General features: G+C 63.5%; 24 protein-coding genes and 1 tRNA gene. 12 read left to right on the top strand and 13 right to left on the bottom strand.

Annotated features, from left to right (window positions below):
- Positions 1-4: 4 nt before the first annotated feature.
- Both AAFG07_RS17920 and AAFG07_RS17915 read left to right on the top strand, forming a co-directional pair.
- The gene (locus tag AAFG07_RS17920; RefSeq protein WP_342728425.1) at positions 5-853 is read left to right on the top strand and encodes a sugar ABC transporter permease; all 849 of its coding nucleotides are present in this window, start codon (positions 5-7) and stop codon (positions 851-853) included.
- Positions 850-1,677: a carbohydrate ABC transporter permease gene (locus AAFG07_RS17915; RefSeq protein WP_342728424.1), complete on the top strand. Its 828-nt coding sequence runs from the start codon at positions 850-852 to the stop codon at positions 1,675-1,677. Before AAFG07_RS17920 ends, AAFG07_RS17915 begins: the two co-directional genes overlap by 4 nt.
- Positions 1,678-1,788: 111 nt before the next feature.
- Here AAFG07_RS17915 and AAFG07_RS17910 read toward each other — a convergent pair whose 3' ends face one another.
- From AAFG07_RS17910 to AAFG07_RS17895, 4 genes are all read right to left on the bottom strand, one after another.
- A complete protein-coding gene (locus tag AAFG07_RS17910) occupies positions 1,789-2,676 on the bottom strand; it encodes a 2-hydroxy-3-oxopropionate reductase (protein ID WP_342728423.1) in 888 nt (295 codons plus the stop codon).
- A gap of 105 nt (positions 2,677-2,781) precedes the next feature.
- Positions 2,782-3,567, bottom strand: coding sequence for a hydroxypyruvate isomerase (gene hyi / locus AAFG07_RS17905; protein ID WP_342728422.1), 786 nt, complete (start codon positions 3,565-3,567; stop codon positions 2,782-2,784).
- 39 nt (positions 3,568-3,606) lie between these two features.
- Complete coding sequence (gene gcl / locus AAFG07_RS17900) at positions 3,607-5,394, bottom strand: glyoxylate carboligase (protein ID WP_342728421.1); 1,788 nt, start codon at positions 5,392-5,394, stop codon at positions 3,607-3,609.
- Positions 5,395-5,591: 197 nt separating this feature from the next.
- Complete coding sequence (locus AAFG07_RS17895; RefSeq protein WP_342728420.1) at positions 5,592-6,428, bottom strand: IclR family transcriptional regulator C-terminal domain-containing protein; 837 nt, start codon at positions 6,426-6,428, stop codon at positions 5,592-5,594.
- Positions 6,429-6,666: 238 nt separating this feature from the next.
- Here AAFG07_RS17895 and AAFG07_RS17890 point away from each other — a divergent pair, with 238 nt between their 5' ends.
- From AAFG07_RS17890 to pyk, 6 genes are all read left to right on the top strand, one after another.
- Positions 6,667-7,080, top strand: a complete 414-nt coding sequence (locus AAFG07_RS17890) for a CBS domain-containing protein (protein ID WP_342728419.1) — start codon at positions 6,667-6,669, stop codon at positions 7,078-7,080.
- An 85-nt stretch (positions 7,081-7,165) separates the two neighbouring features.
- Complete coding sequence (locus AAFG07_RS17885; RefSeq protein ID WP_342728418.1) at positions 7,166-8,182, top strand: 2-dehydropantoate 2-reductase; 1,017 nt, start codon at positions 7,166-7,168, stop codon at positions 8,180-8,182.
- A gap of 5 nt (positions 8,183-8,187) precedes the next feature.
- Entirely contained in the window at positions 8,188-8,970 is a 783-nt protein-coding gene (locus AAFG07_RS17880; protein WP_342728417.1) for a fumarylacetoacetate hydrolase family protein, read from the top strand.
- Between the two features lie 64 nt (positions 8,971-9,034).
- Positions 9,035-10,354 (top strand): oxalate/formate MFS antiporter, encoded by a 1,320-nt coding sequence (oxlT, locus tag AAFG07_RS17875; RefSeq protein WP_342728416.1) that lies wholly within the window; start codon positions 9,035-9,037, stop codon positions 10,352-10,354.
- Positions 10,344-11,639, top strand: coding sequence for a glycerate kinase (locus AAFG07_RS17870; protein ID WP_342728415.1), 1,296 nt, complete (start codon positions 10,344-10,346; stop codon positions 11,637-11,639). Before oxlT ends, AAFG07_RS17870 begins: the two co-directional genes overlap by 11 nt.
- Before the next feature lie 3 nt (positions 11,640-11,642).
- On the top strand, positions 11,643-13,058 hold the full coding sequence (gene pyk, locus AAFG07_RS17865; protein WP_342728414.1) for a pyruvate kinase: 1,416 nt from the start codon (positions 11,643-11,645) through the stop codon (positions 13,056-13,058).
- Between the two features lie 502 nt (positions 13,059-13,560).
- On the opposite strand, the gene AAFG07_RS17860 is transcribed toward pyk, so the two are convergent.
- From AAFG07_RS17860 to AAFG07_RS17845, 4 genes are all read right to left on the bottom strand, one after another.
- Positions 13,561-13,710 carry a hypothetical protein gene (locus tag AAFG07_RS17860; RefSeq protein ID WP_342728413.1) on the bottom strand — a complete coding sequence of 50 codons (150 nt, stop codon included), beginning with the start codon at positions 13,708-13,710 and terminating at the stop codon, positions 13,561-13,563.
- A gap of 95 nt (positions 13,711-13,805) precedes the next feature.
- The gene (locus tag AAFG07_RS17855) at positions 13,806-14,588 is read right to left on the bottom strand and encodes an alpha/beta fold hydrolase (protein WP_342728412.1); all 783 of its coding nucleotides are present in this window, start codon (positions 14,586-14,588) and stop codon (positions 13,806-13,808) included.
- An 86-nt stretch (positions 14,589-14,674) separates the two neighbouring features.
- A complete protein-coding gene (locus tag AAFG07_RS17850) occupies positions 14,675-15,280 on the bottom strand; it encodes a hypothetical protein (protein ID WP_342728411.1) in 606 nt (201 codons plus the stop codon).
- A gap of 345 nt (positions 15,281-15,625) precedes the next feature.
- Positions 15,626-15,699, bottom strand: a tRNA-Gly gene (locus AAFG07_RS17845).
- A 491-nt stretch (positions 15,700-16,190) separates the two neighbouring features.
- Here AAFG07_RS17845 and AAFG07_RS17840 point away from each other — a divergent pair.
- On the top strand, positions 16,191-16,577 hold the full coding sequence (locus AAFG07_RS17840; protein WP_342728410.1) for a YciI family protein: 387 nt from the start codon (positions 16,191-16,193) through the stop codon (positions 16,575-16,577).
- 21 nt (positions 16,578-16,598) lie between these two features.
- On the opposite strand, the gene AAFG07_RS17835 is transcribed toward AAFG07_RS17840, so the two are convergent.
- Together AAFG07_RS17835 and AAFG07_RS17830 are read right to left on the bottom strand one after the other, a co-directional pair.
- A complete protein-coding gene (locus AAFG07_RS17835) occupies positions 16,599-17,006 on the bottom strand; it encodes a hypothetical protein (RefSeq protein ID WP_342728409.1) in 408 nt (135 codons plus the stop codon).
- 85 nt (positions 17,007-17,091) lie between these two features.
- Positions 17,092-17,892, bottom strand: coding sequence for a lytic murein transglycosylase (locus AAFG07_RS17830; protein WP_342728408.1), 801 nt, complete (start codon positions 17,890-17,892; stop codon positions 17,092-17,094).
- Between the two features lie 676 nt (positions 17,893-18,568).
- On the opposite strand from AAFG07_RS17830, the gene AAFG07_RS17825 reads away from it, so the two are divergent.
- On the top strand, positions 18,569-18,955 hold the full coding sequence (locus AAFG07_RS17825; RefSeq protein ID WP_342728407.1) for a VOC family protein: 387 nt from the start codon (positions 18,569-18,571) through the stop codon (positions 18,953-18,955).
- Between the two features lie 68 nt (positions 18,956-19,023).
- Here the strand turns inward: AAFG07_RS17825 and AAFG07_RS17820 are convergent, their stop codons facing one another.
- Positions 19,024-19,251, bottom strand: coding sequence for a hypothetical protein (locus tag AAFG07_RS17820; RefSeq protein WP_021081740.1), 228 nt, complete (start codon positions 19,249-19,251; stop codon positions 19,024-19,026).
- Positions 19,252-19,406: 155 nt separating this feature from the next.
- On the bottom strand, positions 19,407-19,703 hold the full coding sequence (locus tag AAFG07_RS17815) for a hypothetical protein (protein ID WP_342728406.1): 297 nt from the start codon (positions 19,701-19,703) through the stop codon (positions 19,407-19,409).
- Positions 19,704-20,151: 448 nt separating this feature from the next.
- On the opposite strand from AAFG07_RS17815, the gene AAFG07_RS17810 reads away from it, so the two are divergent.
- Together AAFG07_RS17810 and AAFG07_RS17805 are read left to right on the top strand one after the other, a co-directional pair.
- Positions 20,152-20,547, top strand: coding sequence for an NUDIX hydrolase (locus tag AAFG07_RS17810; RefSeq protein WP_163159328.1), 396 nt, complete (start codon positions 20,152-20,154; stop codon positions 20,545-20,547).
- A 170-nt stretch (positions 20,548-20,717) separates the two neighbouring features.
- Positions 20,718-22,031 (top strand): chloride channel protein, encoded by a 1,314-nt coding sequence (locus tag AAFG07_RS17805; RefSeq protein WP_342728405.1) that lies wholly within the window; start codon positions 20,718-20,720, stop codon positions 22,029-22,031.
- A gap of 6 nt (positions 22,032-22,037) precedes the next feature.
- Here the strand turns inward: AAFG07_RS17805 and AAFG07_RS17800 are convergent, their stop codons facing one another.
- Complete coding sequence (locus AAFG07_RS17800) at positions 22,038-23,237, bottom strand: adenylate/guanylate cyclase domain-containing protein (RefSeq protein WP_342728404.1); 1,200 nt, start codon at positions 23,235-23,237, stop codon at positions 22,038-22,040.
- Positions 23,238-23,703 lie beyond the last annotated feature (466 nt).

Below are 23,703 nucleotides of genomic sequence, written 5' to 3'. Positions count from 1 at the left end.
CAGAATGTGGTTGTTTGCGCTTCCCGCGCTGCTGATCAACGTGTGCATCATCCTGATTCCCGGCCTTCTCACGCTGATGGCGGCGTTCTTCGTCTGGGACGGCGTGGGCACGCCGGCATGGGCTGGGCTCGCGAATTTCCACAACCTGTTCGACGATCCCGTGTTCTGGACCGCGCTGACCAACAACTTCATCTGGACCGCAATCTTCCTGATCGTACCGATGTGTCTCGCGCTGGTCATGGCGGCCGCGCTGATGATGGTTCCTTCGTCGCGCATCGTCGTGCAATCCATTATCTTCCTGCCCCGGATTCTCGCCGCCGCCGTCACCGGCCGGGTCTTCCAAGGCATGATCTTCAGCCCGGTCACCGGACTGGTGGGCTGGCTGAACGGGCATGGTCTTTCCATCTCGGATCCGCTCGCCGATCCTGACCGCTCGCTCTATGCGGTTGCGGCCGTCGACATCTGGCACTGGTGGGGCTTTCTCGCAGTCGTTTATTTCGCTGCCATGCGGCAGATCAGCGTCGATCAGATCGAGGCCGCCCGTCTCGACGGCGCCGGCTTTTTCGCACTGCTGCGTTATGTCCTGCTGCCCGGCATTCGGCCGACGCTCGTGCTGATGATGATCCTCACCGTGATATGGTCATTCCAGGTCTTCGACTTCATCTACATCGTGACCCAGGGAGGTCCTGCCAACGGCAGCGACGTGCTCGCCACGCTCGCCTATCGCAACGCGTTCTTCGCAGGCGATATCGGCAAGGCGACGGCGGCGGCCTGTGTGATGAGCCTGTTCGGCCTGTGCGCGACGGCGGTTTATCTCTGGCTGCAAACCCGCGACAGTGCCAACGCCGCATGACCGAGAGCCGCCTGAACCGGACCCTCTGCCTGATCCTGATCGGCGTGGCGTCATTCGCCTCCCTGCTGCCCATCGTGCTCGCGGTGATGAATGCACTGAAGACAACGGTGGAAATCAGCACGAACCCACTGGCGCCCCCTCGCCAATTGCACTGGGAGAATTTCACTGCAGCCTGGAACAATGCCGCACTCGGCCCCAGCCTGTTGCACAGCGCCGAAGTCGCCGCCCTCACCATCGTCATGGTCTGCGCCACGGCGGCACCTTGCGCCTACGTCCTTGCACGGCAGCGAGGACGAGGTTTCCGGCTCCTCACGTTCTATTTCATGGCCTCGATCACGGTCCCGGTGCAGCTTTATCTCTATCCGCTGTATTTCATCTTCGCCAAGCTCGGACTGGTCAACTCGATCCCGGCAGTAGCGCTGATCTACACGGCGATGTTCTCGCCATTCTCGATCTTCCTGCTGCGCACCTATGTGGTCGCAATCCCCTACGCACTGGAAGAGGCGTCGGAGGTGGACGGCGCGACTGCCTGGCAGAAGTTCTACTACGTCGTCCTGCCGATGATGCGGCCTGGACTTCTGACAGTTGCGATTATCGTCGGCCTCAATGCCTGGAATGAATTCGTGATCGCAGTCACGTTCTTGCAGAACGACAGCAATGTCACGGCGATCGTGAAGTTCTACAATCTGACCGGACAGTATTCGACGGATTGGGGCGAGATGCTGGCTGCAGCCGTGATCATCGTGTTGCCGGTCGTATTGGCCTTTGTGCTGCTGCAGCGTCGCTTCATCGACGGCATGACGGCGGGTGCCGTCAAGTCATAGTCGCTTTTCCGCGGGCTACGTGGCTTCTTGAGGCGCCTTCGCCGTACAAGATCGCGAAATTCGTAGCGGGGAAGGCTACCGCCTTTCCCCGCATCAGCACCTGCATGAAGCTCAGGCAGCCGCCACCTCGTGATCCGCCATGACTTCCAGCGCTCTCAGCATTGCGGAATGGTCCCAGGCCTTGCCGCCGAGGGCGGTACAGGCGTTGAACAGCTGCTGGGCGGCTGCGGTGCCCGGCAGCGACAGTCCGAGTGCCCGCGCGCCCTCCAGCGCCAGGTTGAGATCCTTCTGGTGCAGCTCGATACGAAAGCCCGGATCGAAATTGCGCTTCAGCATGCGCTCGCCATGCACTTCAAGGATCCGGGACGACGCAAAGCCCCCCATCAACGCCTTGCGCACCAACGCAGGATCGGCGCCCGCCTTGGACGCGAACAGCAGGGCTTCGCTCACCGCCTCGATGGTCAGCGCCACGATGATCTGGTTCGCGACCTTGGTGGTCTGGCCGTCACCATTGCCGCCGACATGCGTGACATTCTTTCCCATCGCGTCGAACAGGGGCTTCATCGCGTTGAACGCCCGCTCCCGGCCACCGACCATGATGGTCAGGCTTGCCGCCTTTGCACCGACCTCGCCGCCGGAAACCGGCGCGTCGAGGTAGTCGGCTCCGAGCGCATCGATCTTGCGTGCAAACTCCTTCGTCGCCAGCGGCGAGATCGAGCTCATGTCGACCACGATCATGCCTTTGGACACCCCCTCCGCGACGCCGCCCTGACCGAACAGCACGGCTTCGACATGCGGCGTATCCGGCACCATGATGATCACGGCGTCCGCTTCCTGCGCCACTTGCCTCGCGGACTCGCAGGCGACGCCGCCGGCTGCAATCAGCTCCGGCGGAATGGGCGCAACGTCGTGCAGGAACAGGCGATAGCCGGCAGCCAGGAGGTGGCTCGCCATCGGACGTCCCATGGTGCCGAGCCCGATAAATCCGATGTCTTTCATTGTCGTCGCTCCTGTCAGGCGGGTTAGAGCGTTCTCCAGCGAAGCGGAAAACGCATCAAAACAAAGTCCAGAGCTCCGTTCCGGTAAGATCGGAACGCAAAATCTCTAGGTCACGAAGGTCTGCGCGGCGTGCCAGGCGAGGCTCTCGAGCGTGGTCGTCCGCGGCTTGTATTCGCACCCGATCCAGCCGCGATACCCGATGCTGTCGAGATGCTTGAACAAATGGGGATAGTTGATCTCGCCGGTCCCCGGCTCGTTCCGGCCAGGATTGTCGGCGAGCTGGACATGCGCGATCCGGTCGAGATGCTTTTGCAGCGTCCGCGCCAGATCACCTTCCATGATCTGCATGTGATAGATGTCGTACTGGATGAACAAATTGGATGAGCCCACGTCGGCAATGAGCTGCGCCGCCTGTTCCGTCCCGCTCAGGAAGAAGCCGGGAATATCGAGCGTGTTGATCGGTTCGATCAGGAGCTTGATGCCGTGCTGGCCGAGCGCACCGGCGGCGAAGCGCAGATTGGAGACCAGGACTTCGCGCAGCTCTGACGCATCCGCACCGGCGGGCGCGATGCCGACCAGGCAGTTCAGCTGCCGGCAATCCAGCGCCTTCGCGTAGTCGATCGCGCGCACCACGCCGTCGCGAAATTCATCGACACGGTTGCGCAGGATCGCAATGCCCCGCTCGCCGGTGGCCCAATCGCCGGCCGGAAGGTTGTGCAGCACCTGGGTCAGCCCACAGCGTGCCAATTCCTCGCGCAACGCGCCCTTTTCGAAGTCATAGGGAAAGAGATACTCGACTGCGTTGAAGCCGGCGGCCTTGGCGGCGGCGAACCGATCGAGGAACGGCAGCTCGTTGAAGAGCATGGTGAGATTGGCGGCAAATTGAGGCACGGGTGATATCTCCGCTTGGGGCAGCGCTGAATGATGTCGTCAGGCCGGCAACAGCGTGCCGGATCGTTGTGCGCTCGGCAGGTCATCGAGCGGGAGATCGAGCACCTCCTCGAATTCGACGATGTTGTCGATCTCGGTTCCCATCGCGATATTGGTGACCCGCTCGAGAATGAACTCCACCACCACGGGCACCCGATGCTTGGCCATCAGCTCGCGCGCGGTCGCGAACGCGGCCTGTGCGTCGTTGGGATCCGTCACGCGGATCGCCTTGCAGCCCAGCCCCTCCGCGACGGTGACGTGGTCGACACCGTAGGCGCCGATCTCAGGCGCGTTGATGTTCTCGAACGAGAGCTGGACGTGATAGTCCATGTCGAAGCCGCGCTGCGCCTGGCGGATCAGCCCGAGATATGAATTGTTCACGACGACGTGGATGTAGGGCAGATTGAACTGCGCCCCGACCGCGAGCTCCTCGATCAGGAACTGGAAATCGTAGTCACCGGACAGCGCGACGATGTCGCGGCCGGGATCGGCGGCGCGCACGCCGAGCGCGGCGGGCAGCGTCCAGCCGAGCGGACCGGCCTGCCCGGCGTTGATCCAGTTGCGCGGCTGATAGACGTTGAGGAATTGGGCGCCTGCGATCTGCGACAATCCGATCACCGTCACGTAGCAGGTGTCGCGGCCGAACGCCTTGTTCATCTCCTCGTAGACGCGCTGCGGCTTGATCGGGATGTTATCAAAGTGGCTCTTGCGCAGCATCGAGCGCTTGCGGTCGCGACAGGCTGCGGGCCAGGCCTGCCGATCGCGCAGCTTGCCGGACTTCCGCCACTCGCGGGCGACGGTCACGAACATTTCCAACGCGGCCTTGGCGTCCGACACGATGCCGAGGTCCGGATTGAAAACCCGCCCGATCTGCGTCGGCTCGATGTCGACATGGACGAATTTGCGCCCCTTGGTGTAGGTCTCGATCGAACCGGTATGCCGGTTGGCCCAGCGGTTTCCGATGCCGAGCACGAAATCGGATTCGAGCATCGTGGCGTTGGCGTAGCGGTGACTGGTCTGCAAGCCGACCATGCCGGCCATCAACGCGTGATCGTCCGGAATGGCGCCCCACGCCATCAGCGTCGGGACCACCGGAACGTTGACCGCTTCGGCGAACGCGACCAGCAGCTCGGATGCATCGGCGTTGATCACCCCGCCACCGGCCACGATCAGCGGCCGCTCCGCGGCGTTGAGCATCTCGAGCGCCTTCTCGATCTGCTTGCGCGTCGCCACAGGCTTGTAGACCGGCAGCGGCGAATAAGTTTCGTCGTCGAACTCGATCTCGGCCAGCTGCACATCGAGGGGAAGATCGATCAGCACCGGTCCCGGCCGACCCGACCGCATGATATGGAAGGCCTGGCTGAACACGCGCGGCACCAGTGCCGGCTCGCGCACCGTGACGGCCCATTTCGTCACCGGCTTTGCGATCGCCTCGATGTCGACGGCCTGGAAATCTTCCTTGTAGAGCCGCGCCCGCGGCGCCTGACCGGTGATGCACAGGATCGGAATCGAATCCGCGATCGCCGAATAGAGCCCGGTGATCATGTCAGTTCCGGCCGGGCCCGACGTGCCGATGCAGACGCCGATATTGCCCGCTTTCGCCCTGGTGTAGCCTTCGGCCATGTGCGAGGCGCCTTCGACGTGCCGCGCCAGAATGTGCCGGATCGAGCCGTTGCGCTTCAGCGCGGAGTAAAGCGGGTTGATCGCGGCGCCGGGAACGCCGAACGCGCAGGTGATCCCCTCGCGTTCGAGAATGCGCACTGCTGCATCGATTGCTCGCATCTTCATCTGATGATCCCGCTTCGCTATGAGTTGGCCTGAGCATGATCATCAGGCCCGCGATCATCGATCTCAACGCAATCGATTGGATTTTCCGCCCAGTGGCAGCGCTTGCGATTTCTTGCATCTCTCCAAGAGATTAGCGCCTGCGAAACAATGGAAACCGGCAAGGGTGAGAACAGCAGCAGGCCGTGCGCCTGCGACGGTTAAGTGCGACTGCCCCCGCGAAGCTCTGCGGAGAGCTCGGCTGCGATCTGGTGCACGATGGCGCCAATCTCCGGCAAGCGCTCGTCCGTCAGCCGATCCGCCATCCCAGATACCGAAACCGCGGCGAACGGCTCGCTGCAATCGTTGAAGACGACCGCGGCCACGCAGCGCAGGCCGAGCCGCGCCTCTTCATCGTCCACCGCATAGCCCTGGCGTCGCACGGTCTCCAATTCCCTGAACAGCTCGCCCGGCCGAATGATCGACTTCTCCGTCAGGCGCGGCATGCCGCGACGGCGGATGATCGCGTTGATGTCGGCGTCGGAATACGCGGCCAGCACCGCCTTCCCCACGCCGGACGCGATCAATGCCACGCGTCCGCCGACCTTGGTCAGCGAGCGCATGATCTCGCGGCTTTCGATGCGGGATACGACGATGATGGAGTCGTCGTCGACCACGGCAAGATTGGCGGTTTCCCTGGTCTGGTCGCGCAGCTTGCGCAGATAGGGCAATGCCCGCGTGGAAAAATTGCGCCGCCGCATGAAGGTCGAGCCGACCACGAAGCTTTGCGCGCCGATATGCCACTTCGACTCCTCGCGGTCGAACTGCACGAACCTGCGGTTCTCCAGCGTCGTCAGCAGCCGGTGAGCGGTCGACGGCGGCAAGCCGATGCGGATCGCGAGATCGGTCAGCCGATAGCCTTCGTCATCCTCTGCAAGCGCTTCGATGATTTGCATCGCGCGATCGACCGATTGAACGCCGCCGTCTCGCGCGTCCTGATCGGACGGAGCGCGAAGATCGGGATCGGACGGCTTGCGCCGGATCGGCTCTCTTTTCATCACGACCTGCCCCTAACCGGTTGCGGTTCAGAACGAAATTGCTCGCCGATAACGAGCGTCACAATTGGCATATGGCATACCAAAAGACCTGTGAGTCAAGGTGGCAAAATTCAAGAATAGGTAAGTCTTTTTGCCATTTTTCTTGCAGAACACCTCGATTCTTTTGTTTGACTTCTGGGATAATGTATACCACGATTGTTTCTCAACGATCCAATGATGCAACCGGGAGGACTATGCCATGTATGTCGGGGACATCCTTCGCACCAACAGTGCGCACGTGGTGACGATCGGCTCGAGCGAAACCGTAAGCATTGCCGCGAACCTGATGTACGCGAGCAACGTCGGCGCACTCGTGGTCAGGAACGGCTCGCGCAGCGTCGACGCCGCCGTGGTCGGGATGTTCAGCGAGCGCGATGTGGTCGCCGTGATCGCCGAGCGCGGCACGGGTGGCCTCGCCGCGAAAGTCGCGCAGTTCATTTCGCCACGGCCGCTGGTGTCCTGCACTTCGCAGGATGCGCTCACCGATGTCGAGCATCTCATGGTCCGTCATGACATCCGCCATATCCCCGTCATCGACAACGGCCGGCTGGTCGGCGTCGTGAGCATGCGGGACATCGGCTTTGCCCTGGAGGAAGCCGCCTGCGCGGCCTGACGGATTTTCCCAAGGTCATTGTCACGCAACCCGGTTCGAGCCGTTGCGGCTCATGCTGTGCCCCCACTCTGCTCGCGAGGATTTCATGAAGGTCTGCATCTACGGCGCCGGCGCCATCGGCGGCTATCTCGGTGTCGAATTTATGCGCGCTGGCGCCGATGTCAGCCTGGTCGCGCGGGGCGCGCACCTCGCCGCGATGCGGCAGAATGGCCTGAAGCTCCTGATCGGCGAAGAGGAGCGCGTGGTGCATCCTCGCTGTACCGATAATCCCGCCGAACTCGGTGAGCAGGATTTCGTCATCATCTGCCTCAAGGCGCATTCGATCACCGGCGTCATCGAGCCGATGCGGCCGCTGCTGGGTGAGCGGACCCGTATCGTCACCGCCGTCAACGGCATTCCCTATTGGTATTTCTACAAGCACGGCGGACGGCACGAAGGATCGGCGCTCGAGAGCATCGATCCCGGCGGACGGCAGTGGAACGAGCTCGATCCCGCGCGCGCCATCGGCTGCGTGGTCTATCCCGCCACCGAAATCGAGGCGCCCGGCGTGATCCGCCACGTCTACGGCAACAGCTTTCCGCTCGGCGAACCCTCCGGTGAGATCACACCTGATGTCGAGCGCCTTGCCGCCCTGTTCGCGGCCGCGGGCATGAAGGCGCCGGTGCTCGACCGCATCCGCGACGAGATCTGGCTCAAGCTGTGGGGCAATGTCTGCTTCAACCCGATCAGCGCCCTCACCCACGCGACCCTCGACGTGATCTGCACCAATCCCGGCACGCGCGCGCTGTCCAGGGCGATCATGCTGGAGGCCCAGGCGATCGCGGAAAGCCTCGGCGTCAAGTTCCGGGTCGATGTCGAACGCCGCATCGAGGGCGCACGCAAGGTCGGCGCGCACAAGACCTCGATGTTGCAGGATCTCGAGCGTGGACGTCCCGTCGAGATCGATCCGCTGATCACTGTGGTGCAGGAGATGGGCCGGATGACTGATATTGCGACGCCTGCGCTCGACGCGGTGCTGGCGCTGGTCGCGCAGCGCACCAGACTGGCAGGCCTCTATGACGGGGCGGCCGGCGTCGAAGCCCAATCGCTTGCGGTGGCGTGATCGCGATGACCAATGTGACGCGCTGGGTTCGCTTCCGCCACCATGCCGAAACCGGCTTCGGGCAACTCACCCCCTCCGGCATCTCCGTGCATGCAGGAGAGATGTTCGGCCACACACGACCGACCGGACAAACGCTGGCGCTTGACGATGTCGAGCTGCTCGCTCCAACCGAGCCGAGCAAGATCATCGCGCTCTGGAACAATTTCCACGCACTGGCGGCGAAGCTGAAATCACCTGAGCCGGCCGAACCGCTGTACCTGTTGAAAGCGCAGACCAGCGTGACCGCGCCTGGCGCCGTCATCACGCGTCCCTCGGGCTACGATGGCAAGACGACCTACGAAGGCGAGCTCGGCATTGTCATCGGCAAAAGCTGCACGGCCATAGCCCCCGAACAGGCCGACGCCTTCATCTTCGGCTATACCTGCACCAACGACGTCACCGCTGCCGACATTCTCAATCGCGATCCGACCTTCCCGCAATGGGCGCGGGCCAAGGGCTTCGACGGATATGGCCCCTTCGGTCCCGTGATTGCCTCGGGCCTCGACCCTGCACGCCTCGTGGTGCGCACCATCCTCAACGGGGTGGAGCGCCAGAACTACCCGATCGCGGACATGATCTTCAGCGCACAGGCGCTGGTCAGCAAGATCTCGCACGACATGACGCTGTTGCCGGGCGACCTGATCTGCTGCGGGACATCGATCGGCGTCGGGGTGATGAAGGAGCCGGTCAATACGGTCACCGTCGCGATCGACGGGATCGGCGAGTTGACCAACGAATTTCGTCAGTAGGCGGCCGCAGGACGAGCGCCTGCCGCATCCGGACCAACCGACCAACATCTTTTTGGGAGCGCATATGATCTCCAGCACGAAACCGGCATCGACGCCCGGCAGCTTCCGTTGGCTCCAGCTCGCGATCGGCATCGTCTGCATGGCGATGATCGCCAACCTGCAATACGGCTGGACATTGTTCGTCGATCCGATCGACGCCAAGTTTCACTGGGGCCGACCGGCCATCCAGCTCGCCTTCACGATTTTCGTGATGACGGAGACATGGCTTGTGCCGGTGGAAGCCTGGTTCGTGGACAAATACGGCCCGCGCATCGTCATCATGTTCGGCGGGCTGATGATCGGATTGGCCTGGGTGCTGAACTCCTACGCCTCCTCTCTCGTCATGCTCTATGCAGCAGCCATTGTCGCGGGCATCGGCGCCGGCGCCGTCTACGGCACTTGCGTCGGCAACGCGCTGAAATGGTTTCCGGACCGGCGCGGCCTCGCCGCAGGCGCGACCGCCGCAGGCTTTGGCGCCGGCGCAGCCCTCACCGTCGTGCCGATCGCCAACATGATTGCCGCCAGCGGTTACCAAAGCACCTTCCTGACGTTCGGAATCGGGCAAGGCCTCGTGGTCCTCCTGCTGGCCTGGTTCGTCCGCCCGCCGCATGGCGTCGAGGCCCCGAGGAAAAAGCAGCTCAATCTGCCGCAGAGCGCAATCGACTACACGCCGCCCCAGGTCCTGCGCACGCCGATCTTCTGGGTCATGTACCTGGTGTTCGTCATGGTGGCTTCCGGCGGCTTGATGACTGCCGCGCAAATCGGGCCGATCGCTCACGACTTCAAGATCGCGGACACGCCGGTCACCCTCGCGGGCTTCCAGATGGCGGCGCTGACCTTTGCCATCTCGCTCGATCGTGTGTTCGACGGGTTCGGCCGTCCGTTCTTTGGCTGGGTCTCCGACACGATCGGCCGCGAGCACACGATGTTCATCGCGTTCGCGACTGCGGCGCTGATGTTGCTGACGCTGTCCACCTATGGCCACATTCCGGTTGTTTTCGTGTTGGCCACGGCGGTCTATTTCGGCGTCTTCGGCGAAATCTACAGCCTGTTTCCGGCGACGTCGGGCGACACATTCGGCGCCAAATACGCAACCACCAACAACGGCATGCTCTACACCGCGAAGGGCACCGCGGCGCTGCTCGTGCCGCTCGCGAGCATCATCTCCTCGCAGCTCGGCTGGCAGGCCGTGTTCATCGTCGCGGTTGCGCTCAATGCTACTGCAGCCCTCACCGCCTTGCTGGTGATCAAGCCGATGCGGCGCGCGTTCATTCTCGGCAGTGAGACGACGGCAAAGGCCGCGATCGCGCCTGCACCTGGCCGGAGTGCGGCGATTGAACACTGATTGGACGGACTTGCGTGCTCGGACGGCGCTCCGGAAGATCTTCGATGCTGCCATCGCCAGCTGCGATCCAAGGCTAACCATCGCGCGCGCCTTGCCGGCAAAGCCGAAGGGCAGATGCATCGTCGTCGGCGCGGGCAAGGCTTCGGCCGCGATGGCAGCAGGCCTCGACGCGGCCTGGCCCGATGTCGACCTTTCAGGCGTCGTGGTGACGCGCCACGGCCATTCAGTCCCCGCGGGCCGCATCGAAGTGCTCGAGGCGTCTCATCCTGTGCCTGACGACACGAGCAAGGCCGCCGCCCTTCGGATGCTCGGCGCCGTTCAGGGACTCTCAGCGGATGATCTCGTCATCGCCCTGATGTCCGGCGGAGGCTCGGCGCTGATGACCCTTCCTGCATCCCCGATGACCCTCGCCGACAAGCAGGCGGTCAACCGTACCCTGCTTGCAAGCGGCGCCACGATTGCCGAGATGAACGTCATCCGCAAACATCTGTCCGCGATCAAGGGTGGACGGCTGGCGCTCGCCGCCTGCCCCGCCCGCGTCACGACCCTCGTGATCTCAGATATTCCCGGCGACGATCCCTCGGCGATCGGCTCCGGCCCCTCGCTGCCGGACAGCAGCACCAAAGCCGATGCGCAGGAGATCGTTCGCCGCTTTGCGATCGATCTGCCGGACGCGGCGCGGCTTGTCCTCGCGCAAGCCGACGAGACCCCAAAACCCGGCGAGATCGAGACCGACGTCCGGATCCTTGCCGCGCCGATCCATGCGCTCGATGCGGCGGCCAACGCAGCCCGAGATGAAGGCCTCACCCCGATCATCCTTGGCGACGCGATCGAAGGCGAGGCACGGGAACTCGGAACCGTGATGGCCGGCATCGCCCGGTCTGTCGCGGGGCATGGGCAGCCTGGCCCTGCCCCCGCCGTGCTGCTCTCCGGCGGCGAGACGACGGTGACGATCGGACGTGGGCCGGCGGGCCGCGGCGGTCGCAACACCGAATTCCTGCTCGGGCTTGTCATCGCCCTGTCCGGTACGTCCGATATCTGGGCGATTGCGGGAGACAGCGACGGTATTGATGGAACGGAAGATGCGGCTGGAGCTTTGATCAGTCCGGATACACTGCGGCGCGCAGCCGCGAGTAATCTCGACGCACGGGCCTATCTGGCAGCCCATGACAGCTACACGTTCTTCGACCGCCTTGGAGACCTCGTGCGCACCGGCCCAACGCTTACCAATGTCAACGATATCCGCGCCGTGCTGATTGCGGCCGGCAAGCCAGCAATGAGGTAACCCATGCGTCGTCATCGACGGGCCAAGATCGTCGCGACCGTTGGCCCCGCCAGCAGTTCCCCCGAGATGCTCAAGGCGCTGCTGCTGGCCGGCGTCGATACGTTCCGTCTCAACTTCAGCCACGGAACCCAGAGCGACCACGCAAGCATCCACGCCGCGATCCGAAAGCTGGAACAGGAAGTCAACCGGCCGATCGGCATTCTGATGGACCTCCAGGGTCCCAAGATCCGCGTCGGCACCTTGCGCGATGGCAAGATTATCGTGGCGGCCGGCGAGACCATCCGGTTCGTGCTGTCCGGATCGGACGGCGACCGATCCTCGATTCCGCTCCCGCATCGGGAAATCTTTGCCGCCGTGGCCCCCGGCCACGACCTTCTGATCGACGACGGCAGGGTCCGGGTTCGCGTCATCGGGCTCGGTGACGATTTCATCGAAGCCAGGGTGATCGTCGGTGGCACGATCTCGAACCACAAGGGCGTCAATCTGCCGGGGACGGTGCTCGACCTTTCGCCGCTCACCACCAAGGACCGCCTCGATCTGGAGTTCGGTCTGAACCTCGGCGTCGACTGGGTCGCCCTGTCATTCGTGCAGAAGCCCTCCGACATCATCGAGGCGAGAGGCCTGGTCGGCAACCGCGCCGGTCTGATGGCCAAGATCGAGAAGCCGGCAGCGCTCGAGCGGATCGACGACATCATCCAGCTGTGCGACGCCATCATGGTTGCGCGGGGTGATCTCGGCGTCGAAATTCCACATGAGGACGTGCCCGGGCGCCAGAAGGAGCTGGTGCGGGCTTGCCGTCTCGCGGTGAAGCCCGTGATCGTCGCCACGCAAATGCTGGACTCCATGGTCGCAGCGCCAACCCCGACGCGCGCGGAAGTCTCCGACGTTGCGACCGCGATCTATGACGGCGCAGACGCGGTGATGCTGTCGGCGGAATCTGCGACGGGCCACTATCCGCGCGAGGCCGTCGAGATGATGGATCGCATCATCCGCAGCACGGAGCAGCACAAGATGTACCGCTCGATCGTCGAGGCGACCCAGCCCGGCGAGGAGCAAACGCCGCCGCATGCCGTTGCAACAGCCGCCGCCGACCTCGCCTCCGTCATCCACGCCGCGGCCATCGTGGCCTACACGTCGAGCGGCACCACGGCCGCACGCGTCGCGCGCAAGCGGCCGAGCCTGCCGATCCTCGCCATCACCCCAAGCCGCGAAGTATCGCGCCGCTTGTGCCTGCTCTGGGGCGCGCACAGCGTTCTTTCCGACGACGTTCAGAGCTACGAGGAGATGGTCGAGCGCGCGACGGCTCTCGCGCATGCAGAGCAGTTTGCATCCAGCCGGGACCTGCTGGTCGTTGTTGCCGGCATTCCCTTTGGGCAGGCGGGAAGCACCAACAACCTGCGAGTCGTTTCGCTTCCCTGACGGAGCCATCGCCCGGCTCCGCGGTCCCAAACGCCGCACGTATCCGGCGCATCGGGATTTTCTCGGCCTCGTTGCGCCGGGCGCCCGAGTCTCAGGGCATAGCGCCAAACCAGATCACGAGCGCGAATATCACCAACAAGGCGACGGTGATGATCGCTTCGCTCGTCGGTATGCGCTTCATAGGCCGCCTCCGCGCGCGGGAGCGGGATGCTGCGACGGGGCGGTGATCCACATCAGCACAACACCGCCCGCTTAAAATGCATGCGGACGGCGTCGGCTCTAGCCCCAGGAAGGAAATGCAAAATCCCGGTAGCCATTAGGTCTACACATTAGGGCAGAAGGTTCACGTGACGATCGGCATACTCCAAAGGGTGTAGGATCGCCGACCGTAATGGACGACATTGACACTCATCCCTGGCACCCTCGGCCGTATGACGATCTCACCACGACCATGGGTCACGCGGGTGTGGCGCCGGCAGCACCTGTCGCTCGGACGCCGCCCTTAGCGCCACGACCCGTCCGGCCCAAGGGGCAAAGTCGGATGGTCGCGGTTGTTCTCGTCGGGCTTGACCCTGAAACCCTGTCGAAACGCGAACCAGATAAAGCCGCCCAGTCCGACCACACAGATCGGCGCGAGAATCCAGTCGGGCATGTCGTGGTCCTCCAGTCTACCGACTGTTAGTCGCCGCTATCTTCGGCCGAGTTCAATACGGGTGCCGCGCCCCGTTGCAGCGCGCCCCCGCCCCCTCAACCGCTGGCATTTCTGATGAAACCTTGGATGCGCGGCAAGACATTATCGATGTCGCTCATTTCCATTTCATGTGTCAGTCCGTCGATCGTGCATAACAGCACCTTGGAGTTCGCCAAGGCGGGCCCGATGCTCCGGGCACTTTCCAGCGCAACCGGATTTTTCCCGCCGACGATCCAAAGCGTTGGACAGAGCAGTTGCGCCGGAACGATTTCGTCCCAGTCGAGTATGGCGGTAAGCCACGGAACTTCGTGCTGCGCACGGGCGCTCTGAAGATAGGCGCGCTCGGGGTGAGTAAGCGACTCCAAATCGAGTGTCCCCTCGTCTTGCGCGCGCAGGATCGGTATCCAGCGATCCCGAACGCCCGTCACCGTGCGGCGGAAGTCGCCGGAAGCGCCGGGACCAAACGGCACGCCGACCATGACGAACCGTGCTACGCGCTCCGATTTGGCCGCAAGATAGCGGCCAGTGTTTGCTCCGAAAGAGTACCCCCAAAGCGCGAATCGCTCGATACCTACGTGATCGGCAACAGACAGGATGTCTTGGCAGTGGCGGTCGATGCCGTATGCCTCAACTCTAGTCGGCTTGTCGCTTTCACCGTGACCTCGAAGGTCCACAGCCACGACGGTGAAGTCCGAACTTAACCTATCCACGTAGCCAGCATCTTGCCACGTTTGGCGAGACTGAGCCCCACCGTGCAAAAGCACCACAGCGGGACCTGAGCCAGTCTTTTCATAGGCAATGCGAGTTCCGTCGGCTGACGTAGCGAAATGTGCAGGCATGTTTCTTCGTTTCTTCAGATATGGTTGATCTCGGGCTGAGCGCGTAAGCGTCTCAAGCCGTGTCGGCGGCAATCGTCTCGCTCAGGTCAAAGATTGCGCGCTGTCGGCGTACGACCAATCGGCAAACGACCACGGGTCGCCGCCAGGCGAGCCGAGCAAAGAGCGCGCCAGGCGCGGGTGCCATAACTTGCGACGAGATCGTTCCCCGTCTCCTTCCAGAGCGATGACGTGGGATCCAGCCCTAGCATTCGTACGAAATTTTCGTCGCCAACGACGATCTGCTTTGCGAACGGGAATAGAAACCGCTCGCCACCTTGGCGGCAGAAAGAGCGGGCGTCAGCATAAGTTGAAAACCAGCTGTTGAGCAGGAATTGACAACGAAGATCGTACCAGAGGCCGCCGAGGTCGTCGGTCAGTTGGGCTCGCCCCTCAAGCACACGGCGAGCGTGCGCCCAATCTTGAAATCCAAGTTCCGTGGAAACGATATTCAGGGCGTGCGCAAGCTTCCAGGACACTGGCAAATCCCAACGTCGCTTCCTCGAGATCCAGCGCGCATAGAACATCGCATCTGGTACTTGATTGGCCAGATCATTCAGGCGGAGCCGCGCGCGGATCTTGACTTCGCGCAGGAGCTCGCTCGCGGCGACTTGAGACGACGCAAGTGCAATTTCTTTTGATGGAGATAAAGGCACAACAACCCTCCGTAGAGACTTCGGCCTTCCCGCTGTGGCCGAACAAAGGGTCGAGTCATTGTCGTAACCCCGATGCCATTCGATGCATCTATCGCAACGGGAAACGAACGATTGAAGGGTGAGAGCCTCTTGCGCGGGAAGGCGCCCCTTCAGCACCTTCGTGAACTGTAAAGCCGATTTGGAAACAGTGCAAGTTCGTAGCGGAGAGCCCGCTGCTTCGCTGCTGCTGCGGCACGAACTGCGCGTAGAGACCGAAGTACGGCTGCGAGGTCGGCTACTGCGGCGTCTGAGCCGCGCATGTCGGTGGCGAGGCGATCCGCTCGTACTCGATGCCAGTGGAGAGGCTGGAGCGGGTGAAGGGAATCGAACCCTCGTATTCAGCTTGGAAGGCTGCTGCTCTACCATTGAGCTACACCCGCATCGAGCGATCACCTAACACGGCCGGACGGCCGTCTCAACTGCCTCGGCGGGCGTCCCTGTGCGCCGGTAAACGAGACTATGTCGGCGCAATCGGGCCGATTCCTGGCCGGAATGGGCCGGACGGCGGCCTTAACAGCGGCAGATTCGCCACCTATATTGCTGGTCCCATCAACAAAGAAAGGAGGTGATCTAGTGTCTTGTCTCAAGCGCTGTCACCTCGCTGGGATCGCCCGCTAGGCTCTGAGTAATCAGCCTGGCATCGGGGCGCTCTCAGCCCTGACCAGCGAGACAACAAATCCGGGGGCGCGGCGGAAGCGATTCCGCCGCGCCTTTTTACCTGTTCGGGCCGCGCGACTCGCCGCCGCCAAGCCGCCGGCGGGATACCTTGTCGCAGCACAAAAACCGGCCGGTCCGCTACACATGAAATGTCGGCGTGGCTGGCTTTGGGCCGTCCTTGGGCCTGCCGCATCAGAAATGAGGAGCTCACCAGATGCTTTATGCCATCCTGGCCTATCACGTCGAAGCCGAGGTCAAGTCGTGGAGCGCCGATGAGGACGCAGCCGTCATGGCGGGTCTGCGCGAGGTCCATCAACGGTTGAAGGGGCGGCTCGGCCCGGCTGCACGGCTCGGCGAGACCCGCAATGCCAGCACCCTGCGCGGGCCCGGCCACGGCATCGTGATCGACGGCCCGTTCTCGGAGACCAAGGAGCAGCTGCTGGGCTTCTACGTGATCGACTGCGCCGATGAAGCCGAAGCGATCGCCGCGGCGCGCGACCTGCGCAGCGTCAACCCGTCGGCGGTCTACGAGATCCGCGCGCTGAAGCGCTACACTCCCGGCGCACCGTTTCCGGAAACCGCGGGCCCAAGCGACGCGTAGAGATCGCGCCTGGAGAGCTGCTCAACGGCTCGAGCGTTTCGGCAATTTCGGCAGCTTGCTCGGATCGAATTTCGGCAGCGGCAGATCCGCCGGCGGCTCGGGTGTCGCCTCGTGGCTCGGCATCAGCGTCACCTCGAAGGCGAGATCGGGCACGGCATCAGCCCTGCCCTTGCAGGTCGCGATCGCGCCGCTCCAGACGCCGTCGAGCCGCACCACGAGATCGTCGGTGCCGAACACGGTCGAATGTCCCTCGGAGTGCCGCTTGGCCGTGAGAACGGCGGAGAAGCGCTCGCCGTCCACTTCATAGGTGCCGCTGTAGAGCATGATGGCATCGCCGCCCCACAGCCTGCCATCAGCCACGTGCACGATGCCGGTGCCGTCAGCGAGCGACGTTCGAAACCACGCCGCATAGGTGCCGTTCTTGAGCATGGAGCCTGTCTCCACTCGCTCCGTTTCAAGCAAACGATCAGGCCATCGTTGCGTTAACGGGAGGTGAAGGAACTCGGACCAGCGCTCATTGGCCGCCGTCGATCTGCCGTCCCATGATCGCGATCGCCTTCTGATAGACCCCTGCCGCGTTCCACGCCTCGATCGCCGCGAAATTGGGTTCCCCGGGCTGATAGCCGGCGCCGGCGCGCCAGCCATTGGCGCGCAGGAAGTTCGCCGTCGAGCTCAGCGCGTTGGCGGCGACGTCGAGATTGCCGGTGCCGTAGGCGAGGACGTTCTTCGGCATGAACTGGGTCTGGCCGATTTCACCATGCATCGAGCCGCGCGTGCTCCCGGACAAAGTGCCGCGGTCGATCAGCTTCAGCGCAGCATAGAGCTGGTCGGTGAAGAAGTCGGGACGGCGGCAGTCATAGGCAAGCGTCGCGATCGACGACAGCATGTTCTGGTTGCCGCGCTGGCTGCCGAAACCGCTCTCCATGCCCCAGATCGCGATCAGCGGTCCCGGCGGCACGCCGTAGCGCTGCTGGATCGAGGCGAACATGGCCGCCTGCGACTGCTTCAGCGAACGGCCGCGCGCCACGATGGTCGCAGATCCACGCTTGGCCATGAACTGCTCGAGCGACAGGCCAAAACTGCGCTGGCCGCGATCGGCGGCGATCGTCGCACTGGCGTAATGTGCCTGCATCAACGCGTCAATCGCGGTGGCCCCGACGCCCTTGGCCCTCGCCTCGCCGGCAAACTGCTCCTTCCAGGCTTCGAATCCGCCGGGCCCGTTGCCGCACTGCGCCGCGTTCGCTTCTGCGCCCAGCGTTGCAACCATCACGACGATGGCGAGCGCCGACGTCGCAATCTGCCAGCCCCTGATCATCCGAAACCTCCTCCGAAAAATGTGCCGCCGCCCTCGCGGGCGCGGCGCTGACGATGGCCTCATGTAGATGACCCGGCGATGAACGATCCGCCTCAGATTCGGCCGCGGACCGTCACGATATGTCGCCGGCAGCAGATTGGCCATCCCGGCCGGATCGGGCAGGCCGGGACATTTGGCCCCTGCGTCCGTCCCGGCGGATTGACGGAGTTCAGCGGCGGCGCCCGGCGCGGCCCCGCAACACGGCGCTTGACATTGACGCTAATGAGAAGGTGCTAGGCTGACCCTCGACAGGAGATCGCGATGCGGATTCAGGAGGCGGCACACCATCTTGGCGTGAGTGCACGGGCGCTTCGGCATTATGAGGCGGCTGGCCTGATCGTGCCGCGCCGGAATTCGAACGGCTATCGAAGCTACTCTGTGTTGGAGGTCGAACGGGCTGCGTGGGTGAGAGATCTCATCGCCGCGGGCTTCTCGACCCGCGAGCTTTGCAATCTTCTGACTGCGCTTGAAGACGGCCGGCGCGGCCCGCGCGTGAACTGCTCGGCAGTGATGCAGGAGAAGCTCGACCAGATCGATCGAGCGATCGCGGCGCTGCGCAAGCGGCGGCGCGCCTTGTCGCGTCGTCTGGCTGAACCGGATGGCGGTCGCAGCAACACGAGAACATCAGGACCTGGCGATGAAGATACTCAATATCCTGGCGAGACGTTACCTGCCGCTCGAGGGCCTGGACGAGGCCGTGGCCTTCCACGAAGCCCTGGTCGGCCAGCCAGCGCGGCTTCGGTTCGACTATCCCGAATATGATCTCAGGCTGGCGCAGGTCGCCTCGATCCTGTTCATTGCAGGCACGGAACAGAGCCTGAAGCCGTTCACGGCGACGCATCTGACGTTTCTGGTCGACGACATCGATGCATTCGCCGCGCATCTCCCCGTCGTCGGCGCCACGATACTCGAGGCCCCCAAGCCGGTCCCGACCGGCCGCAACATGCTGGTGCTGCATCCGGACCAGACACGCGTCGAATATGTCGAGCATCGCGACAAACATCCCGCCGATGTATTGCCTTGAGCACGTCAGCCACACGGCGATGCTGACCGCAGCACCAGCTCGCGAAATGCCGTACGCGATGCTGCGTTCTACGGCACCTCGCCTCGCCGCAGCGGGCCGACGGTCTGCGGGCGGTTGAGGAAGAATTCGCGGTTGCCAAGCGCGGCCTCCGCATACTGGTCGATCGCCACGATGATCGCCTGCACGTGGTGAAAGCACCAGCCTTCCCGCGTCGCCATGTGCCGGACCTCGGCCAGCGCCTTGATCCAGGGCGCATGATCATCACTGTCGTGGAAATACCGAAGCGGCTCTCTCATCTTTCCTCCGGCAGATCACGTCCTCCAGCTCGGCGCGCTTGCGCGACAGCAGAAGCTGCGCCGATGCACTATCGCGTCCGGCCTGCCTCAGCCGGTTCACGGATGCGTCGAGCTCGCGCAACTCGGCGCGCAGCCCCCGCATCCTTAGTGCGTCATCACCCACGCGCTTCGCCGGCGACGAGCTCCCGCTTCGCCGCGCGAAGAAAGATCGGTGTCGCGGCGCGGCGGCGCGGAGCAACGCTCGCATGCACGATGATCGGCTCGCGGTCGCCCAACGTGCCCCGCTCTTCGACCAGACGGCTCATCACCAGGCGCATCTTCAGGAGGTCCCCGGCAACGAAGGCGCAGTCCTCATCCCGATTGATCTGCTGTCGCATGATGGCCTCGGCCTCGAGCATGCTGATGCGCAGCGCCCTGATCTGCCTGCGAATTTCGCTGATACGGTTGTCCATGGCGGCCTCCTATTCACGATGGAGGGCAATTAGAACAAAACAAGAACATGCAGTCAAGCGGCGGAGCCTGCCTGTCATGGATTTTTGTCATCGAAGGCCGTGCCCGGTTCCTGTCGCGGGAACCAGGAGGATCACGATTCTCACAAACTCCACGTGAGGACGTTCGATGAAGCGACCGAAAGCCACGGACGAACGCGTCCGGCCGGGATCGGGCGAACCTGCGCAAGCGTCCGCAATGAAGCCGCGACCGACCGTCACAGCCGGCGGCCTCTTCATTTGCGGCCGCCTCTTAAAGGGATGCGCGTCGTCAGGATTTCCTCAGTGCTCAGGCGATCCGTGGCAGACAAACCGCCGACACATGACTGTGGAACAATTCGCCCTTGGAACTTGTCTACTCAAATAGACAAATTAGAATGGGGTCGATTCTGTTTCGATCATTGCGCAGTACATGACGAAGTCTTCCAAACTGGTTGCCGCGAAGCGCGGCAAAGTCCTTCTGGTCCGACGTCGATCTGACGGGCTGTGGATGTTCCCCGGCGGGCGCAGGCGTGCGCGCGAGACCGGCAAGGACTGCCTGAAGCGTGAGATCAAGGAAGAGCTGCCGAAGCTCAAGCTCGGCAGGCTCAGCCTGTGGAAGGAAGTGACGGCCAAGAACAAGCGCTCCGGCCGCAAGATGAGCGACGCGATCTTCATCGCCAAGAACGCCAAGGGAAGGCTGGCGATCGGCGACAAGAAGGAGATCGACCGCGCCGCCTGGCAGAAGCCCCGCGGACTTCGCCTGACGGCGACCTCGCGCTACATCCGCGATCGGCTGTTTCCAAGGAAACAGCGGCGCCGGAGATAGGCGGCGGGATATCTGCTGCCCGCGGAAAAAGCACGGATTTCGGCTTTGGCATCTGGCGGCTGCGCGGGCACGCCTTGCTGATTTGTTGAGCTTCACCCACCATCGACGCGTGCTAGGAATGACGTGATCCGTCCGGACCGGACCACGATATCAGCCGGAATTGCGTCAGAATGGGCTTCCCCTCCAACCGCCAGAGGCGGCTGTTCAGAATCGTTTCCGCGCGTTGGCAGCGCCGCGCCATCTTCCTGCTGGGCGGCATTGCGGTCGGTGCGGCGGCCGTCGCGCTCGCCCAGCTCGCGGATCTGGCGCAGGTCGCCTTCTCCGCACTGGTGTCGCATTTCCGTTATGCCTCGCTGGTGCTGACGCCGATAGGCTTCGCGCTGTCGGTCTTCCTGACCAATCGCTTTTTTCAGAACGCGCAGGGCAGCGGCATCCCGCAGGCCATTGCCGCACGCCATTTGACCGACCAGACCGCGCGCGAAAGCCTGGTTTCGCTGCGCATTGCCGCCGGCAAGATTCTGCTGACCTTGTTCGGCCTGCTGTGCGGCGCGTCGGTCGGGCGCGAGGGACCGACGGTGCAGATCGGCGCGTCGATCATGTTTGCGCTCGGCCGCTTCTCGCCCCGGCGCCAGCCCGGCTTGATCCTCGCCGGTGCTGCCGCGGGCGTCGCGGCAGCCTTCAACACCCCGCTGGCCGGGATCGTGTTCGGCATCGAGGAAATGAGCCGCGCCTTCGAGACGCGAACCTCCAGCCTGATCATCGGCGCGGTGATCGCCGCGGGCCTGACCTCGCTCGCTTTGATGGGCAACTACACTTATTTCGGCACCAGCGCGACGGCCCTGCGCAACGGCGCCGACTGGCTCGCGGTGCCGCTCTGCGGCGTGGCCGGAGGTCTGGCGGGCGGCCTGTTCAGCCGCATCCTGATCGCAATGGCGCGCGGATTTGCCAATCCGGTCGGGCGCGCGATCAAGCGTTACCCGGTTGGCTTTGCCGCAATCTGCGGACTTGCCGCGGCGATTTGCGGGATCGCCTCCGATGGCGCGATCTACGGCACGGGATATCAGCAGGTCAAATCCGCGCTCGAAGCCGGATCCCAATTGCCCGCGAGCTTCAGCGTCTGGAAATTCCTCGCCACCACATTCGCCTCGATCAGCGGCATGCCGGGCGGCATCTTCGCGCCCTCGCTCGCGGTCGGCGCCGGGCTCGGCTCCAACATCGCGCCGCTGTTTCACGGCGCGCCGCTTCCGGCCATCATGCTGCTCGGCATGGTCTCGTATTTTGCCGGCGTGGTTCAGGCCCCGATTACGGCCTTCGTGATCGTCACCGAGATGACCGACAATCACGCCATGGTTGTGCCGCTGATGGCCGCGGCCCTGATCGCGCATGCGAGCTCGCGCCTGATCTGCAAGGAAGGCATCTATCACGCCCTCGCCAAGGGATTCATCGATCGGGCTGCGCCGGCGCAGCAGGCGACGCCAGCCTGAGATTCTTCAGCCGCTATAGGCAAACAGCTCGATCGGCTCGCTGAAGCCGCGCACCGGATGCTCGCCGACATGCTCGAGCGCGAAATCGTGCTCGACCAGGTCCGCAAAGGCGCGGGACAGCAGCACCGTCTTCTTCAACTGCTTGGTGAGGGTTTCGAGGCGCGAAGCCATGTTCACGGCGGGGCCGATGACGGTGAAGTCGAGCCGGGTACGCGATCCGATATTACCGTACATGACGTCGCCGACATGGACGCCGATGCCGTAATTCATCGGCGCCCGGCCCATCATGCCGTTCCTTTCGCTGAGCGCCGCCATCGCCAGCCGCGCCTCGGACACCGCGTGGAGCAGGTTGGCACAGGCCTTGGGTTCGCTGAGCGGGAAAATAGCGAGCAGGCCATCGCCGATGAATTTCAGGATTTCCCCGCCATGCCGCGCAATCGGCTCCGACATCGCGTCGAAATAGTCGTTCAGGAGATCGATGACGTCATCGCGCGGCCAGGAGTCCGAGATCCGGGTGAAATCCCGCAAGTCGCAGATCATGATCGCGGCGCTCACAGTGGTCCCGCTGCCCCGCCGCGTCGCACCGGCCAGGATGAGTTCGCCGGCATGCGACCCGACATAGGTCTCGAGCAGCGTCCGCGCCAGGCGGTTCTTCATCCGGATTTCGCTGACCAGCGCCAGCACCGGCAGCACCGTCTTCAGGCTGGCGATCTGCGCATCGTCGAAACCACCGGCACGGTCGGTCGCGAAGGTCACGACATGCCGCTTGCCGAGCGTATGCAGCAGCGGCCACGCCACATAATCGGTCAGCCCTTGCGCGCGCATCTCGTCATAGAGCGCGTGCTTGCGGCCCTGCGACGGGTCACGTTCGAGGTTCTCGCGCACCTCGTCGGTACCCTGATGGATTTCGTAGACCGGACTGCCGATATATTCCGATCGCTGCTGCACCTCGTAATCGATCCGCGTGATCTCGGCCTCGCGTTTGCCGTCGGCCCAGATGATCCGGGCGCCGAGCCATTGCGGATGCTGGATCAGGAGGTTCATGGTCGCCCGCTTGAGCGGAATGCCCGCACCCTGCAGCCGGATGCACAGCTCGGCGAAGATATTGTCGATGAAGCGCTGGTCGCGTGTTTCATTGGTCAGCCAGCTCACAACGTCGCCGTCGGACTGCGGCGTGACGCGATCGATGTTGGGGGGCGCGTTCATTTCTTGCTCCGGAGCGGCGGGTGGGGTCGGCACGGGATATGTCGTGCTTCCGCCCGGCCGCGTCAACGCCGCCGGTGGTATCGTGATCGAGCTAGTCGGCCTGCCCGAGCCCCTCGAAGGGCACCGCAGGCCTCCGCGTGGTGTGGTGAGGCCGGACGGTCACAAGAGAGCCGGATGCGATAGCCTGCCGTCGCATGGACGCACTGCCAAAATATCGAAAACAACCCCATGCAAAGTAGCCGCCGGACACGGCAACTTGACTCGTCGGGCAAATCACTGGCATTCTTCTATTATCCAGAAATCGTGCAGAGGCGCCTCGCTCCGGGACGATCGCATATGGCGTTTGCGGGCTTCTGCAACTGACGCCTCGACGTCGTCATGGCCGGCTATGGAATGTCGCCGATAGCCATATGCGATCGCCCTGCCCGCTTGCGCGGGAGGTTCAGGGAGCCTGCCGCAGGATCGA

This window comes from Bradyrhizobium sp. B097 (assembly GCF_038957035.1).
Classification (GTDB): Bacteria; Pseudomonadota; Alphaproteobacteria; order Rhizobiales; family Xanthobacteraceae; genus Bradyrhizobium.
This window is presented reverse-complemented; position numbering and strand designations above follow the sequence as displayed.

Coding starts and splice junctions, on each gene's coding strand:
- AAFG07_RS17825 (WP_342728407.1), top strand. CDS start 18,569: ATGAAGATACTCAATATCCTGGCGAGACGTTACCTGCCGCTCGAGGGC.
- oxlT (WP_342728416.1), top strand. CDS start 9,035: ATGATCTCCAGCACGAAACCGGCATCGACGCCCGGCAGCTTCCGTTGG.
- AAFG07_RS17805 (WP_342728405.1), top strand. CDS start 20,718: ATGGGCTTCCCCTCCAACCGCCAGAGGCGGCTGTTCAGAATCGTTTCC.
- AAFG07_RS17910 (WP_342728423.1), bottom strand. CDS start 2,676: ATGAAAGACATCGGATTTATCGGGCTCGGCACCATGGGACGTCCGATG.
- AAFG07_RS17890 (WP_342728419.1), top strand. CDS start 6,667: ATGTATGTCGGGGACATCCTTCGCACCAACAGTGCGCACGTGGTGACG.
- gcl (WP_342728421.1), bottom strand. CDS start 5,394: ATGAAGATGCGAGCAATCGATGCAGCAGTGCGCATTCTCGAACGCGAG.
- AAFG07_RS17840 (WP_342728410.1), top strand. CDS start 16,191: ATGCTTTATGCCATCCTGGCCTATCACGTCGAAGCCGAGGTCAAGTCG.
- AAFG07_RS17895 (WP_342728420.1), bottom strand. CDS start 6,428: ATGAAAAGAGAGCCGATCCGGCGCAAGCCGTCCGATCCCGATCTTCGC.
- AAFG07_RS17915 (WP_342728424.1), top strand. CDS start 850: ATGACCGAGAGCCGCCTGAACCGGACCCTCTGCCTGATCCTGATCGGC.
- AAFG07_RS17830 (WP_342728408.1), bottom strand. CDS start 17,892: ATGATCAGGGGCTGGCAGATTGCGACGTCGGCGCTCGCCATCGTCGTG.
- AAFG07_RS17800 (WP_342728404.1), bottom strand. CDS start 23,237: ATGAACGCGCCCCCCAACATCGATCGCGTCACGCCGCAGTCCGACGGC.
- AAFG07_RS17835 (WP_342728409.1), bottom strand. CDS start 17,006: ATGCTCAAGAACGGCACCTATGCGGCGTGGTTTCGAACGTCGCTCGCT.
- AAFG07_RS17820 (WP_021081740.1), bottom strand. CDS start 19,251: ATGAGAGAGCCGCTTCGGTATTTCCACGACAGTGATGATCATGCGCCC.
- AAFG07_RS17860 (WP_342728413.1), bottom strand. CDS start 13,710: ATGCCCGACTGGATTCTCGCGCCGATCTGTGTGGTCGGACTGGGCGGC.
- pyk (WP_342728414.1), top strand. CDS start 11,643: ATGCGTCGTCATCGACGGGCCAAGATCGTCGCGACCGTTGGCCCCGCC.
- AAFG07_RS17885 (WP_342728418.1), top strand. CDS start 7,166: ATGAAGGTCTGCATCTACGGCGCCGGCGCCATCGGCGGCTATCTCGGT.
- AAFG07_RS17880 (WP_342728417.1), top strand. CDS start 8,188: ATGACCAATGTGACGCGCTGGGTTCGCTTCCGCCACCATGCCGAAACC.
- AAFG07_RS17855 (WP_342728412.1), bottom strand. CDS start 14,588: ATGCCTGCACATTTCGCTACGTCAGCCGACGGAACTCGCATTGCCTAT.
- AAFG07_RS17810 (WP_163159328.1), top strand. CDS start 20,152: ATGACGAAGTCTTCCAAACTGGTTGCCGCGAAGCGCGGCAAAGTCCTT.
- AAFG07_RS17815 (WP_342728406.1), bottom strand. CDS start 19,703: ATGGACAACCGTATCAGCGAAATTCGCAGGCAGATCAGGGCGCTGCGC.
- AAFG07_RS17920 (WP_342728425.1), top strand. CDS start 5: ATGTGGTTGTTTGCGCTTCCCGCGCTGCTGATCAACGTGTGCATCATC.